8 protein-coding genes are annotated in these 16,425 nt (G+C 56.3%); 1 reads left to right on the top strand and 7 read right to left on the bottom strand.

Going from position 1 to position 16,425, the window contains the following annotated elements; genetic code table 11:
- Nucleotides 1–1,344: 1,344 nt before the first annotated feature.
- The 7 genes from ACOYYX_RS27725 to cmk form a co-directional block, all read right to left on the bottom strand.
- On the bottom strand, nt 1,345–2,295 hold the full coding sequence (locus tag ACOYYX_RS27725) for a GDP-mannose 4,6-dehydratase (RefSeq protein ID WP_422925747.1): 951 nt from the start codon (nt 2,293–2,295) through the stop codon (nt 1,345–1,347).
- 1,353 nt (nt 2,296–3,648) lie between these two features.
- A complete protein-coding gene (locus tag ACOYYX_RS27720; RefSeq protein WP_422925745.1) occupies nt 3,649–4,389 on the bottom strand; it encodes a sugar transferase in 741 nt (246 codons plus the stop codon).
- Nucleotides 4,390–4,555: 166 nt separating this feature from the next.
- Nucleotides 4,556–5,593, bottom strand: a complete 1,038-nt coding sequence (locus ACOYYX_RS27715; RefSeq protein ID WP_422925743.1) for an efflux RND transporter periplasmic adaptor subunit — start codon at nt 5,591–5,593, stop codon at nt 4,556–4,558.
- A 167-nt stretch (nt 5,594–5,760) separates the two neighbouring features.
- Complete coding sequence (locus tag ACOYYX_RS27710; RefSeq protein WP_422925741.1) at nt 5,761–8,085, bottom strand: polysaccharide biosynthesis tyrosine autokinase; 2,325 nt, start codon at nt 8,083–8,085, stop codon at nt 5,761–5,763.
- Nucleotides 8,086–8,262: 177 nt separating this feature from the next.
- Nucleotides 8,263–11,109, bottom strand: coding sequence for an O-antigen ligase family protein (locus tag ACOYYX_RS27705; RefSeq protein WP_422925739.1), 2,847 nt, complete (start codon nt 11,107–11,109; stop codon nt 8,263–8,265).
- Between the two features lie 206 nt (nt 11,110–11,315).
- On the bottom strand, nt 11,316–11,804 hold the full coding sequence (locus ACOYYX_RS27700; protein WP_422925737.1) for a hypothetical protein: 489 nt from the start codon (nt 11,802–11,804) through the stop codon (nt 11,316–11,318).
- 2,197 nt (nt 11,805–14,001) lie between these two features.
- Complete coding sequence (gene cmk, locus ACOYYX_RS27695; protein ID WP_422925735.1) at nt 14,002–14,721, bottom strand: (d)CMP kinase; 720 nt, start codon at nt 14,719–14,721, stop codon at nt 14,002–14,004.
- Between the two features lie 742 nt (nt 14,722–15,463).
- Here cmk and ACOYYX_RS27690 point away from each other — a divergent pair.
- Nucleotides 15,464–16,339 carry a glycosyltransferase family 2 protein gene (locus ACOYYX_RS27690; protein ID WP_422925733.1) on the top strand — a complete coding sequence of 292 codons (876 nt, stop codon included), beginning with the start codon at nt 15,464–15,466 and terminating at the stop codon, nt 16,337–16,339.
- Nucleotides 16,340–16,425: the final 86 nt, after the last annotated feature.

The raw sequence follows: 16,425 nt of genomic DNA, 5'->3' as shown, positions 1-16,425 counted from the left end.
CATCAATTTATTGTAACATTTTAAAATTGCAATGATACGAACACTAAGAATACATGAATATGCCGAGTCGACCTGGTATTTCTCGATCCGCCAGGTGCGACTCCCGGCCTCCGGGGCGGCCTGCCGCCGAGTGAAATGCGACAAGTGGGGTGGTAGAACAAGCACCCCGGCACGAAGTACGTTCGACTGAGACCTTGCGACTCCGATCGATTTGCACACAAATCTTGGTTGTCGCAAGTCCTTAACACATCCCTATATCGGAGCTTCTTATCATCATGAACTCATTTAGGGAGAGTGGAATGCGAAAGCGTTGAAAAGGAAAAATCAAACGAAGGTTTAACGACTCCTGCCTGATGTTCTCCAAATCGAGCAAGCTTACCGATAGTTCGAAGAGCAATCCACACAACCACCCAAACCGCCCGCCTCCCCAATACGAAGGATTATATGAGACAAAAGCACGAAGATCGGGAGATGTCCGCTTTCCAGAGACACGCAATTCCTGGGATCGACGACGAAGGCGGGGATGGCCTGAGGCGAAGCGGGGAGAATTCTGCTGGGAGTATGAGTCACGGTAGAACCAGGCTAGTCGTGCCTACCAGAACGATCTAGCGCCGTGACAATTCGACCAGGAACGTCTCTCGAAGGAGTCGGCCGAATTTATGGAGGGCGGGGATTTCCGACTCGACATGCCACGACACCGTGACATCACCACTTAGGCTTTCAAACCAATCCCAATCGAAGCCGATAACCACAAAGAACTAACGACATCCACAGAAAGAGATCACAGGGAGGATTTTGCAGGTCAAGCTTGACAAAAACAGTCTGAAAACGATGCTGAATGTTATTTGATGGTTGCGTGCCGAGTGGACCTCAAACCTCACCCAACACTCGCTGCCGTATTACTTTATTCTCCAGGAAACACCTTGTCAACTGGATTACTTCCGCTCGTAAGGCTAGGGTGCCGCGAAGAAACGACTCAACGGCTCGATGTTGGTGGATTGCAGGAATCCAACTGGAAGCCGATGGAGAACCGGCAACAAGCTGTAAGTCGCTGCAACTACCGTCTTCAAGCATGTATTTACCACCTTCGGCAAACTCCCCATTCGCCAATCAGCACGGATTCTCTCCAGTTGAGTGGCGAAAGCAACCTTGCCCTGCAATTCCAGAGTGCAGGTATTGACGTTCTCGTCTGCACACCAGTGTAACTCATTTCGGGTGGAAGGACGATTGGCCCAGATGCCTCGATGGGCGAGGTTCAGCCCTGAAGCACCGCCCTAAGCCGTCATGCATGCGCTCTGATTGACGCTGTCAGGCCTGGGCGCGAGAGATCGAACCTCCTCGAGCCTACGCTTGCGTTCGCTTCCATTCGACAAATGCGGCGAGACCATCGCGGAAGGAGGTCGAGGGGGAATAGCCAATCTCCGCTCGGGCCCGCGAAACGTCGGCGAAGGTCTGTTGCACGTCTCCGGGTTGGGGCGGTTGCCAATCGATGAGGGGGGTCTTCCCGAGGGCCTCGGAGAGCATTGTGATCATGGCGTAGAGCTCCACTGGGCTCGAATTACCTAGGTTGTAGAGGTGATGCCCGGAGCAGTTTTCGACCGCCCGCACAATCCCATCGACGATGTCGGCGACGTATGTATAGTCACGCTTGGTCGTCCCATCCCCGAAGACGGGGATGGGTAACCCCTGGTCGATGAGCGACGCGAATTTGGCGATCGCGAGGTCCGGTCGGATTCGAGGGCCGTACACCGTGAAGAAACGCAGGCCGGTCACGGGAAGCCCATGTAGGTGATGGAACGTATACGCGAGAAGCTCGCACGCCTTCTTGGTCGCCGCGTAAGGGCTAACAGGCAGATCGACAGGGTCCGTTTCTCGAAACGGGCTCGTGGGACGATCGCCGTATACGCTCGAGCTCGACGCGAAGACAAAGCGAGGTCTCGGCTCGATTCGGCAAGCGGCTTCGAGGATATGGACGGTCCCAGAGACGTTGACGTCGGTATAGAGCGCCGGATCTGCAATGCTCGGACGAACCCCCGCTCGTGCAGCCAGATGCACGATCACGTCGGGCTTCATCTCTTCAAAGAGGCGAGCGACGCTGCCACGGTCGCGGATATCGAGCTCGACCAACCGGAAGCGGGGATTGCGTGATGCCTCGGCGAGATTGGCTCGCTTGCGAGCCTCCGAATAGAAACCGTCGAAGTTGTCGATTGCAGTGACGTCGCATCCCGAAGCGAGTAACCGGTCGATCAAATGTGAACCGATGAAACCTGCCCCGCCAGTCACGATCGTCCGCATGAAGATTCCGGTGACCCTCAGTCATCCGCCTCGGAAATTTCGATAACGTTCGAGGGGTTTCCTCGGCCCAATCCAATGTCCTTGAGATCGTCCCGATCCAGCAAGACGCACGATTGATCCTGCGTTATTGCGTCAAGTCGTTGGCGAGACACTCGTTCAGATTCGAAGTCCCAAACCGTGCGTTCTTCTCAGGCGAAGAATGAAATGGCGACCTCGACCGATAACGGAACATCCGGATGCGGCTCGGGAGATTCCGGGGAATCGGTTACGGCCCCTCAACCGCTGCTATCTAAGACAATGGGAACTCGCACACTAGGTGATCAGTTTCTTGCCCCCAATCGTATCAGATTTCAAGGGTTCGATCCCCTGGCATTATCTCAAGAGAGCCAGGGTGATCGACTCCGCGAACGCTTCGGCTACCGTACTAGAACGTGTGACACACACTGCGCAGCCACGACCGACACCGTTCATGAGGCCGTCTATGAAACGATCCACGAGGCGAATTGCTAACGATTGTCGCTGAGAGAGAGACTTCTGGAAGGTTGCGTCGCCAACACTCAGACCGAATTCTGCCGGACCAGGCAGAACCCAATCATCCTAAACCTCATCGTGCAACATGCGGCGGCCGCGAAAAGAGACTCGCTGCGCATCGAAGTCGACGAAGGACACCAACAATGGCACCAGGAAGAGTCTTTGCGGAAGTGTAGAAGAATGCGACCTTCGGCTTTCACACCCATGAAAGCGCGTCGAGGATTGGCACCATAGCTCGCGTTGACGGTAAGAACGACGATGTCGGCTAGATTACGGCATCCTATGAGGATGACCTTGGAATCCGAAGCCGTGAGGTGAGTTGAAGAGGAGCCAGTTGGAATAAAGCGGGATGTGAAGTCTGGCGCAACAGCTCAAATTCTTTGGGGAGAATCACCGAGGGGCCGTACTCCGATGGAAGCAAAAGGAAGCGTTCCATTCCCTATGCTATCGCCGGGCGGCCCCAACTGTGTAACTGCAAACGCTACAAGCATCCGATATGCGGCCGAATACTAATGGTCCCGGGGAAGGATTCCGTCCGCCAGCCTTGGATCAACCTTAGTTGCTCTGATCGACATGGAAGCGTCATGCCCGCATTTTTCGATCGATTTCTTATAGGACAGGCAGAGGCAATGGACCGTAGTAACCATCCCTAGAGAGGCCAACCTATAGCCACACCGTGATCACGTCGTATTTTGATTTGGCTAACGTACTGATTACTTTGCTGTCAACGATGGACGATCGATGTCACGCTTCCATCCCCGGCGAACGCGACCGCGTCCCAACCCCATACACCGACCGATCGGCGAAAGGGGGCCGCCCGAATCAATAAGCGCCCTTGCCCGAGATCAGGGCTGGGACCGTCTTGACCAGGAGCGAAGCATCGACCCAGAGGGTCCGGCAGGCGATATATTCCAGATCGAGGCGGACCTGTTCCTCGAAGGGGATATTTGCACGGCCGGCGATCTGCCAGAAGCAGGTAAGCCCCGGGGTGACCGCGAGTCGCCGACGCTGTTCGGGTGTGTAACGGGCGACTTCCGCAGGCAGGGCAGGGCGGGGGCCAACCAGGCTCATATCGCCCATCAGGACGTTCCAGAGTTGGGGAAGTTCGTCGAGACTCGTCTTGCGAATCACACGACCCACCTTGGTGATACGCGGGTCGTTCTTCATCTTGAAAGTCACGCCGGTATGTCCGTGCTGATTCAAGGCGGACAGCTCAGCCCTATGATTTTCATTGTGCACGACCATGGAACGGAACTTATAGAACCAAAACTCTCGGCCGTCCTTGCCCACTCGCTTCTGCCGGAAGATGATCGGCCCGGGGCTCGTCACCTTGACAAGCAGAGCGATCAAGAACATCACCGGGGCCGAGCAAATGAGAAGTCCGAGTGTAACAACAACGTCGAAAATTCGCTTGGCGAACTCGTACCTCGCAAGCGAAGCCGATGGCCGACGGTTGGTGTCGACGCTCAGATACACCGTGTCCATCACTTCACTCATCTTCGAGGCCTGAGGCGGGGAAGTCATCGTCGTTGACTGAGGTGCGCTACTCATCTGATTATGCACTCCAGTGCGATTTCGGTCGGGGACTGACTAGATATCCGAGACGATCTGCCGTCGATCGTCAGTGTAAGTTGCAAGAGCCGTGTAGTAAGACTTCAAATCCAATGAAACGAGGACGCTATTAGGAGAGCTATAGGACATCCTGCGTTCGGAAATTTGAGAAAGAAATTCAATGGGGAGTTCGGGATGTCGGAGCCGTGCCCGAAGAGGAGGCATCGGGTGCTACCAGAGGAGCAGCATCGTTCGTGTTCTCGATCGATTTCAGCGCGTCATTCCCGGAGGTCTGGGGGCGGGAAATCGAGTCCGTCTTGTCCAGGAAGATGACCATCCGGCATTCCAGACCGGAACGCAGCAGGGTATCCCGGTTTGGCACTTCTGCCATAATACGGCAGGTCTGTGTGGTCTGGTCAATTCTACGGTCTACAAACACAATCTTACCCGAAAAAATCTGTTGTTCCACTTCCGGGGCAGAACCGTTGAGATCAGGCGTAATCTGCACCCGTTCGCCAACGCGAACACGCCAGGAGTCGCTAGCGTCCACAAACCCCGTGACACGAAGCATATCGACGTCCACGAGTTGTACTACTGGCTCATTCGGCGGGAGGGACTCACCCGGATTCTTGAGAATGTCAACGATCACACCATTGTGGGGGCTCACCAACTCCCTGGCCGAGATATCCGCACCCACTCGATCCCGAGCATGCTCGGCGAGCAATTGCTCTTGCTTAGCGGCCTCGAGCGAGAGCCTGGCTTCGGTCAAATTGAACTGGTGTAGTTCCATGTCCTCATCACTGAGCAAATTCCGGACCCTAAGCGACTTCGAGTGCCTGAGTTTCGAATCGCACATGGTGACTTTCGACTCGGCCAGCTTGACCGCCACATTGCTTTCTGCAATGGCCTTCAGACGCTTGTACTCGATCCGAAGTTCATCGTCGTAGAGATGCCCGATGACCTGGCCGGCCTTGACGCGATCGCCACGGCGAACCAGGAGGTCCTTCAGAGTTCCCGCGGTCCCCACCGTGAGGTGGGCCCCCAATGTCGTGACGCGATCGTAATCGATCGCGCATTTCGGAAGGACGATTTCCGGCACACGCTGTTCGGCCTGACGCGCGGGGCCCCCGGGAGCCTCGGCCTTGGTGTCGGCGAGGATTCCGCGGTCCATCGACAGTGGGATCACAAAGACAAGGGCTGACAAGAGGGCGCGCATCTCGGGCTCCAGGACAGAACTCAAACCAATTTTCATACAAGGAGGATTTATTCGGTGCCCTCGACGAGATGAGGGGCTTGCGGTGTCGAACTCTCGTCCAAGCGTGCGTATGACGGCGGAGAAAACGGTCACCCTCCCCCCTCTCGGGGGAGGGTGACCGACGGACATCAATCGTGGTTGGCCGTCGTCCCGTTGCGATGGACTTCTCGCATTTCACCGTTGAGGATGCGAGGCTCGGTGCCATTGGCGTGGCCATTGCCGTTCGAGGAGTTCTCGCTCGAGCCGTAGGTCCCGTAGCCATAGCCATAACCGTAGCCGTAGCCGTAGCCATAACCGTAGCCGCCGGCCTGACCTTCCTTGCTGATGCCGTTGAACAAGACACCCAGCAGCGAAGTGCCCGAGGCATTGAGAATCTCGAGCGCCCGGTCGGCTTCGTTGAGCTTGAGCGTGCCTTCGCGGACGACCAGGATGATCCCGTCCACCGAGCTGCCGATGATGGCCGGGTCGGTGACCGCCAGGATCGGCGACGAGTCGACGATGATGGTGTCGTAGATGCCGCGTGCCTCATTGAGGATGTCACTCAACTGGGACGATGCGAGCAACTCGGCGGGATTCGGAACCTCGGGGCCAGTCGTGATCAGGTCGAGGTTGATCGCCGAACTGGGCTGGGCAACATCAACCACACTGGCCTTGCCGGTGAGCAAGTCGCTGAAGCCGCGATCATTGCTGACGCCGTAAAGTTTGTGGTGGGAAGGCTTACGCAAGTCGCCGTCGATCAGCAATACGCGACGGCCGGTCTGGGCCAGGCTGATGGCGAGGTTGCTGGTGGTCATCGTCTTGCCGTCGCCAGGGTGCGGGCTCGTGATCAGGATGACCTGAGCCGGCTTGGCGCGGCGGACGAATTCGAGATTCGTCCGGACGGTCCGATACGTCTCGGCCCAGAGCGATCGGGGTTGCGTCGAGGTGATCAGCGCCACCTCTTCCTTCGAGCCGAACGTCTTCTCGTTAATCAGGGGAACCTGACCGAGCACGGCGAGATCCAGCATCTGACGGAGTTGGGCGAGCGAGTGGATACGCTGATCCATTCGTTCGGAGAGGAATGCCATGCCGGCTCCACAGAGACCGCCAACCATGAGGGCCATGACCAGGACCAGGCTGATCTTGGGGGCGACCGGCTTCGACAAGGCGTTCGGAGGCTGGGTCGTCTGGGCGATGATGCTACTGAAGTCGCTCGCGAACCTCGCTTGCTTCAACTGATCCACGATCGAGTTGAACAGGTCTCGCTTTCGATCGACGCTCTTCTGGAGGTCGAGGTCCATGAGCAGGACGGTCTCGACTTCCTTCGCCTTATCCTGCTGTTCCTGAACCTTGGTCATCAGCTCTTGATAGATCAACTCGGCCGACTTGAGCGACTGATTGATCGCCTCGGTGAGGTCTCTCACCTCGGTGGCCTCGAGCTTCCCTCGCATCGATCGCGAGCGTTCCTTGACGTCGGCGATCTGCTTGGTGAGGGCCTGGACCTTCGAGTAGTTCGGACCGTACAGCTCCGCCATTTCCTGCTGCTTCTGGGTCAACAGGCGGACGTAATCTGTCGAGTTGGCCTGCAAGGATTCGGAACCGACCGCCGAGCTCAGGCTCGTCGACTCGCCGCCGAGCTGGCTGCAGGCGTGGGCGATGGCCCAGAGCTCGACCCCTTCGCGAGAGAGCTTCTGGACGAGTTCGAGTTGGGCCTTCAGGTTCGAGGTCTTCATCATCATGTCGTTGGCAGCGATGTCCCACTGCTCGAGCCGACGAGTGATGTAAGAGCGGCCCGCCTGATCGAGGAGGAGCATCGGCGAATTCTTGCGGAAATCGACGTAGGCCTTCTCGGCCTCCATCAGCTCCTTCTCGACTTCATCCTTGGCCCGCGTGATGAGCTGGACCACCTCGCCGTTGGTCTTCTGGAAGGTCCCTTCGAGGAAGCTCTTGTAGCTCTCCGTCAGGGCCTCGAGGAATCGGGTGGCTTCCTCGGGCGAGTAGGCTCGGTACGCCAGCTTGACAATCTTGGCGTTCTTTTCGGGCCGCGTCACCTTGAAGTGGTCGATCGCGGTCTCCACGACCGTCTCGCCGGGCTTCGCGTCGCGTTGCAAGGTCGGGAGCCGCGACTCCCCCACTCGCTCGATCGCGTTTTTCACGACAAGCGGGCTGGTGATGAGGAGCAAGTGCGTCGGGATGTAATCCTCATTGCCGCCCGACTCGTTGAAGCGGCTCGTGTCATTGTTATTCACGCTGATCGGCCGCCCGCTCTGCTGGAGGACCAGCAACTGTGCGGTCGCTTCGTAGACGGGCGAGGCCTTGGCGAGGTAAATCACGGCGAGCGTTAGGCAGATCGCGACCGAGGCCGCGACCATCCTCCAACGCCGCTTGAGTATCCTGGGAAACTCATTCAAGAGTTTGGTGAATTCATCAACTTGTGAGCGTTGCGTGGTGTTCGTGCCTGTGAATTCCGACATAGTGGAAGTCCTCGGCTGAAAGCAGGCGGGAATGATCCCGTGAAAATCCTTTATGAATGGCAACGGGCATGAAAGGGATGAATCGCCTGATTCCGCTCATGCATCACGCAACCATCATGGAATCGTAAATTCTTTTGGTTAACGACAAATTCAACGTCGCAAACTCTTGTTATTTCCTCATTGTCGCCGATTGTTCTGCGAGGATGTTTCGAGAGTTTGGGAATCTTTGTTTTGAGTCGGCTCCTCCGGCTCCCTGATGCCGCGCGTGAGGAACTCGTTGACCATTTGCAGTGTTTCGCGGATCTCCTTATTGTTGGGAGCGAGATTGGTCCCGACCAAGGCTTGACGATGAGCCTCTTCGAGGTCGCCCCAGGCCATGAGCCATTCGGCGAATTCCTTCCGTCGATCGGTCCGGAAGGGTTCCTCTTCGAGCACCGACTTCATGGTCCGACGAGCAAAATCGCGGTCGTCGAGTCGTGCTTTCAGTTGAGCCTCGAGCCAGAGCATCTCGACCTTGGAGAGTCGTGTTTCCTCCGGCAAACGTTCAAGCCCGGCCTTGAGGAACTTCGTGCGGACCTCCGCGGCCTCTTCGGCGCCGTAGATTCGATCGGCGAACCGGAGGGCGTAGAGTGCTCCGGTGGGTAGGACGTCGGTGAGGATGAGGTCGGGGGGGAGGTAGGTTCCGGCGGCATCAACAACATCTTCCCAGCCATCCCAAGCACCTCCTCGGATCGTCAGCGTCTGCTTCCAGCATTTCGCCGCGAGATCGAGGTCCTGGGCCTGCGCGGCGAGCTTGGCGGCGGTATCGAGTACAGGAGTATTCGTCCCGGCCAATTCGAGCGCACGAGCCACGTGGGCGGAGGTCGGCTCGCCCTTCTCGATCAAATAATCGAGAGTCGCAAGTCGAAGATGAGGCGTCGCAGACATTGGGCTGCACCGCCTCGCTTCGAGGAACTCACGCGCTGCGGGAATGAGATAGTGTTGGATTGGCTCCTGCTCGAGGACACCACCGGCCTCAGCCAGTTTGTCGGCCGGAGTCGAGTGGACAACGAGGTGCAACCAATTCGGGTCCGCCATGGGTGAATGGGCAGGCTTATCCGCCGAGGTGTCGGCAGGAGTTTGGGCAGGCTTGGTGGAAGGAGGAGTAGAAGCGTCCTTGCTATCTTTGCTGTCCTTGGCTTCCTCGGAAGCAGCCACCGTAGCGTCGTTAATCCACTCGGTGGCCATCACTTCGAAGAGACCCATGTAGGTCATACCGAGTTGGTAATGTCCTTCCCACCAATTCGGTCGTATGCGAACAACAGAGGTCAGAGCAGCTCGCCTAAGTTCCAGGTCTTCCTTGGACAGATCTTCCATCCCGGCCGAGGGCATCCTGCTACCCGGGAACGGCAAGCCGGATCGAACCATGAGGACTTCGGCGCGTGCCAGCTTCGACTGGTGCATAACGACACACGCGCCAAGCACTACCATTCCTATACCAACGGCAAATGAACAGACAATGGCGGGTTTAGTGAGCGGTGTATGAATTGTCTCGGCCTCACTGGAATTTCGGTCGAGGCCGAGACGGCAGAGATATCCCAGCAAGATCAGGGCGGGGACGGTGATCCCAGGAATATGGAACGGGAAGTCACTCAAGCTCTGGAAAGCCAAAGCCAGGCACCCGAAGAACCCTCCCATCACGAGGGTGCGTTCCTGGGAGTCCACCGCATTCTTGTATGCTCGTCGAATCAGCGATGCGAAACCGAGAATCGCAAGAATCCCGAAGACGGCCCCGATAATCCCACCTTCGACGAGTAGCTGAAGGTATTCATCCTCGGCGTGGGAGAAAAAGACAAACCCGCGGCCATTGACGCGAAAGTCAAGGAAAGGCATGACGGCCGACGCGAAGCTTCCCAATCCAACGCCCCATGTTGGAAAGGTCTGCCAAACGGCGATGACGTGCTTCCAGAGGTCAAAGCGGCCGGTGTAGCCGGACGACGTCACGTCGAAGATGGTCAGAAGTCTCACGAAGGGTGACGTCGTACCGAGCACAACAAGAAGAACCGGGATAATAGCCAGGACCGCGAGGATCCCTTTAAAATAAAGATTCTTGGGACGGAGCAGGGCGGCGGTGACGAGTCCCGACAGAGCCATCGCCAGGAACCCACCGCGAGAGTGCGAGCCGAGGATTCCAACGAGGATCATTCCAACGGCGTAAGCCGGGATGAGGAATGAGTCGCCACTCCAGTTGTTAACGAAATTGTTCGCGATGGATTGGATATTATTGCGAGAGGCGTAGTTCCGCGACCTTGAATGTGTCGAAGAGCGCCGTCTTTGACTGGAAAGCAGGAAGAAAGCCAGAGCAAACCCCAGGCCAAGATTCAACGCAGCCGCGAGGGAATTGTGACTGACGAAAGGCCCGCCCGTATACCAACCATCTTTTTGTGGAGATTGGCGGATTCCATAAATCTTTCCATTCCAGGAAAGAGACTGGACGAGGGCGAAGAGCGTGAGGGCCGTCGAATTGACCATCAGCGCCACGCCAAGACGACGGAGCGAAGCGAAACTGCCCAATCCCAGGGCGACCTGAAAAAGGATCCACGAGCCCGCCAATTGTGCAACGACATGAATGGTGGAATCAGGGTCGAGGCTCAGCGTGGATCTGGGCAACCCGACGGGGGGTTGTGTGTCCAACAAGGTACGCTGAGGAACGCTCGCCGTCAGGTCAGCACGAGTCTTATAGGTCGCGGGAGAGAGCGACTTCACCCGCTCGGGGGTCATGGGAAGCGATTGCACAATCCCCAAAATACCAAGACAAAAAATCGCGAGGCTTGGAAGGCAAAGAACACGCTTATACCAATTCTGGCTCCAAGAGGTCACCGTGTGGATGATGGCCAGGATCACGAGACAAATTGAAAGCAGAAAGCCCGACCAAGCGTCGACCCCTCCAATAGCCCAAGGGGTCAAGCAGGCGATCAAGATCAAGATCGCCTCCGAGGCCCACTTCAAGCCAACCATCCGGTTTGTAATCGTCAATTCGCTCATCGGGTTCTATTAGACCTGCCAAATCCAAAGGCTTACGATAGCGATCCGTCAATCAATCCCCTGCCCGAGAGATTACTCCAGCCTCTTGGACAGGAAATTGATTCATCAAGAATGTTGCCACCGAATCTTTAAGGAATCGATGACAACGTTACGGGTCGACGATTCCGTGAGAACGTCGACCCTAGGAACCGGTAGGTTAGGGCGACTTATTGGAAGTTGGTCGCGGCCTGGAGGAAGTTGGCGGTGGCGTTGTCCTTGGCCAGCTGGTAGAGAGCGATGACGCCCTGGAGGCTGGTGGAGAACTGGGTGGGGGTGATCAACCCTGCGATGAGCTGTCGCATGAGGCTACGCTCCTGCGAGAGTTCGGCGCGGTTGAGCAGATTGATCAACCGCAGGTACTGACGCTGCAGGATGATGAACTGGCGAAGCTGGAAGGGGTTCAGCGAGGTCGGGGTCGCGGCAGCGGTCACGCCACGGGCGGCGCGGAGCGAGCTGCGCTGAGCGGCGAAGGCGGCGGCCGGCGTGGTCGGCGCGGTCACCATGGTCGCGGTGCTCTGGGCGGAAAGCGTGGTGGGCAGGGCCAGGAAAGCCGCGAACTTGTCTTTCTTGGTGGCGGCCTGGGCCGTCGACCCTTCGGCGAGTCCGGCCGCCCCGATCAGAACGGCAAGGCTCAGGATTTTCTTGGTCAGACTCATCTGAGGAATCTCCGTGGATACAAGTCTGTCGGAAGAGAGGCTGGAGTAATTCTTAGAATATTTTGGCAGCGGGTTGGCCACAGGATTGTATCTACCGCTAAAGCGTTATCGATTCTGTATCGAGATACATCGCCGGATCTGTCACACTCGAAACGCAAATCGAGCCTTGGGTCTGACAAATCTTCTTATTCATCTCGAAGGGGATCAATCAGGGGATGGGAGAGGAAGGCCTCGAGGCAAGGATGGTTACTAATTGAACATACCCAAATCCTAGGACAGGAATCATCAAGCTGCTCGGATCGGTCCAGGTCGAAACCACTCCCATGAAGCAGGATACTCACTACAGTAGAGTAACATACCGCGAATGTGACGGCAGAAATCCGAAAACAACCCCGCATCGTACGAAAACCGGTCGGAATAGTGTCGACTCATGAACTAGCGTAGAATTAAATCAACTGCACGCCTTTTCAAACAAACATAATACCAAAATTAGCAAATCCATCTTGCCTCCTCGGGTTTCGAGGAAACCACCCTCGCTGCACCATCCACAACCTAAGGAACAATTCATTAAAGATTCACCAGCAAGACCACCGGGATGAACCGAGACTATTTTATACGACCTCAAAAGCCCCGTCCAAATCACCCTTCATCCATAGATTTCAGGTCAATACCCGTTTCAACTTCAGGAAAATCTCTTCCCACCCTAAGATCGGACACCTAACACAGCCAATTAGGAAACAATCCTGGCTGAATCTCCCAAACGCTTCTTAAGGAGGAGCCATTTCCGACCCGAACCTAACACGACCTGTGATCTGTCGTGTGATCTTGATGCCTACGAGGCACGAAGTTCGAGCTTCCGGTAATGTTCCATCGAGAAAGAATCTCGATAACCGCAAGAAGAAGCCTGCGTGTAAACGCCCTGTTCTTGCGCAAAGCATCGGCTGACAGGGGGAGTTAGGGAGAAATGCCGATCCGTGGCGGGAGGCTAAGAATTCTGAAAATCGAAGCCTTTAGGTGGGTAAGGCTCCTGCGGAACTTCTCCGACCAGAGTAGCCTTGTTCGGAGTTGAAGTCAATCAATTGATTTCGTTCCTGAGAGCCGCGGGCGAATTAGAGACTTCTAATTCTTCAAAATTGCCCGCAGGTCAACCGCGATCCGTGAATCACAAGCCAAGCACATTCACAAGAATCAAGAAGGCAAAAGCGCCAAACATCGAAGATTCAACAGCGAAACAATCGAAACCAAAACCACCTTAATACTACCGCTCTTCAAAAGCGCAAATCATTTCAGGAGAAGGACTAAGAATCATCCAAACCTTAAAAGCCAAGCTCCCCAGATTGCCACGACACAAGAAAAATAAAGACATATAGGAACTTTCAAAATACCTGATAACTTAATCCTCTTGAAGGAGATTTGAACACCTGCTTGAGACAACTCGCCCTATCAAATCTCGCCGAAACAGAACAACCTATTTCAAGAGCGCAACACCGATAGTTTACCTTAAAGGGCGCATTTTGTCAATCAGTGGACATGAAGTGGTGGCCGCAAACCTGCGTGCAGCGTACCATCTTCATCGCATCACTCAGGCCTAATAATGCATTCGTCATCAAAAAAACCTGAATGTCGATCCCTGCAAATTCAATTGCCGCAAATCCCCTCCACGTTGATTTTACATCTAAAATCCCACGACTTTCGGTTGAGCTCGCTCAACCGAGCCCAGAGTTCTTGATCTAAGTCCAAGATGTCAACAGTGTTAGCCTGCATGAATTGTATGAGTTTTCATTCAAGCTTAGTTCTTGCATCGCAGACGATGGCACTAGAATTGCATTGCCTACCACACTATGACTGAAATCCTCCGTTAATCTTCCGTCGTTCCGAAGGCTCTGCCGCTCTCCTAGCCAGTGAAGCCATAGAATGCCTTCACTGACGGTGTCCGCCTTTTGGGTTGAGAGGACTTCGTCTTGATTCGATCCGTCTCTTGGACCACGGCCAACTCGCGGCAAAGTTCTTTCGCCGCTTCAGTGCGTCCAGACCAGTGGTGAAATCTTTTGGGCACCACATGCCTGGGCAATGAACACGGATTGTTGTCTAGAGTAATGACGTAAGTCACCAAACGCCGTGAGCACTTCGCGAAGGATCCGGTATCTACGGGATCTGTATTCGAGATCGCGTGCAGTATTCTTGGCCGGCCGCCGGATCAGCTGGGCGAGTTGTGACATTGGAGCCGAGCGCGGACTTCGGACTCGATCCGTGTGAGGACTTGGTCGAGATCCATGTCGGTCGTGTCGATTAGGATGGCATCATCCGCGGGCTTCATCGGAGCTATGGTGCGTGAGGCATCACCGTCGTCTCGATCGCTGAGATCCTTCCGCACGATCTCGATTGAGCCGATCTGGCCCTTCGTGGTGAATTCTTCATGACGTCGGCGGGCACGCTCTTCAAGGCTGGCCGTGAGATAAAACTTGCAGAAGGCTTCGGGGAAAACGACGGTCCCCTGATCGCGACCTTCGGTCACGAGGTGGTTATCCTCGGAAGCAAGTCTTTGCCATTCCACGAGTTGAGTGCGAACTCTCGGGCTTCCTGCGATATATTTCGTGGCACGAGTGACATCGACACTTCGAATTAGGGTCGTGACGTCCTCGCCATCGAGCAAGACTCGATCATCGAGCAGACGCACGGTAGTGCGAGCCGCGAGTTCACCTAACGCCTTTTCATCCTCGAGATCGATCTCAGCCCGCAGGGCTGCCACGGTCACGGCGCGGTACATCGCCCCGGTGTCGAGCAGACGCCAACCGAGTTGACCGGCGAGACGACGGGCGATGGTGCTCTTACCGGAGCCAGCCGGCCCGTCGATGGTCACCACGAACCTCATAGAGCTTGTTCCTACCGCTTCAAGGAGAAAATTCGTACAGCTCACCAGTTTACCTAGTATCACGCCATCGTTGCAACGAACCTCGCCGCGTCCTGCCCGCCAGTCGGAAAACGCCGGCTCCACGACCTCGTTTGACCGTCGTCGACTGGGTCGTCGCAAGGGAGTCCGTTGAAATCCTGCCCTCCGCCTGTCATATATATTGGCTGATCGAACACCAGGAGTTTGGAGCGAAAGCATGGCAGGAGGCCGGCAGGGGAGAGCTCGGCAGGAGGTCTTCAACCTCTCTTCGCAGGATCTCCATAAATCTTTGGGTAGCCTCTTCCTTCGCACGCTCAATGGACTGCGAAGCGAGACAGGCTTTAACTGCGCGCTTGCGGTGAGTAACACAAATGGCGGCGAGTGCCAGGAGTGGCGAAGCCAGCCAGATTTCGTCCCGCAGCTGAACTCTCACGGCGTGCTTCTGAGCTACCACGAAAGCTTCGACAGCCAGCAAGGAACCGTCTGGCGGGAAACGACCGGCCTGCCGGTTCGCGTCAAGCAGGGAATCCCCGCTGACGAGCCCAGGCCCACCGACACCTGCTGCGGTCACAGCCCAAGGAAGCCTGCTTGCGCCTGCTGATTAGCAAGGCCAAACCCCAATCACCACGCGGCCGTCAAACAGAGGCGAATCCTTGGTCACTGGGGTTCGTTGATAAATCACTCGCGTTGAGATCCCGCGGAACGCTTGCGTTGTGGTTGCAGGCCGAGGGCTCATTCAGGACGTCCCGACGCACTTGCGGAGTGGAACATGCCGATCTCAGTTGTCATCCTGACGTTCAACTCGGAAGCCTCGATCGGGAAGACACTTGCGAGCGTCGCGGGATTGTCCGACGACATCCATGTCGTCGACTCCTACAGCAAGGATCGGACGCTGGACATCTCACGCGAGTTTGGCGCCAACGTGACCGAGCATTCTTTCGAGAATTACGGGGCCCAGCGTAACTGGGCCATCGAAAACCTGCCGCTCAAGCACGACTGGCAACTCCACCTCGACGCCGACGAACGACTTTCGGACGCCCTGCTCGCGGAGATCAAAGCCCTCAATGTCGGTGAGGGTGGTGTGGTCGGCTACCACGTCCCGCGCCTGATGCACTTCATGGACAAGCCCATCAGGCACGGGGCGATGTTCCCCACCTGGCACATGCGTCTGTTCAAGACGGGCATGGGGCATTGCGAGGCCCGGCTCTACGATCAGCACTTCTACGCGGATGGTCCGACGCAACAGCTCAAGAACCACATGGTTGATGATATCCAGATGAGCCTGTCGGAGTGGACCGCGAGGCATAACCGCTGGGCCGACGCCGAGGTGCAGGAGATCCTCGCGAAGCAGACGGACAGGCGAGTCCAGGCGAGCTTCTGGGGCAACCCCGTCGAGCGCAAACGCTACCTGCGTGGGCTCTACGACCGTACGCCCCTGTTCGTCCGCCCGTTCGCCCTCTTCTTCTATCGATACTTCCTCCGCTTCGGATTCCTGGACGGTTCCGAAGGCTTCATTTTCTACGTGCTGCAGACTTTCTGGTTCCGGTTCATCGTCGACGCCAAGCTGTATGAAGCCCGCCGCGCCGCCCGTCGTAAGGCGATCCCTACGCAGGTCGAGCCGGAACCGGTGGCGAGCCGGGGTTGATCGCCCGATCGGCCGTCACGCCAATGATCAACTCGTTTTAAATACGTTCGCTTCTTCAAGTAAAACACCGAATCGCATCATTCACT

This window comes from Singulisphaera chitinilytica (assembly GCF_049331405.1).
Taxonomy (GTDB): Bacteria; Planctomycetota; Planctomycetia; order Isosphaerales; family Isosphaeraceae; genus PoT.
The sequence above is the reverse complement of the archived record's forward strand: the minus strand, read 5'-3'. Positions and strand labels throughout refer to the sequence as shown.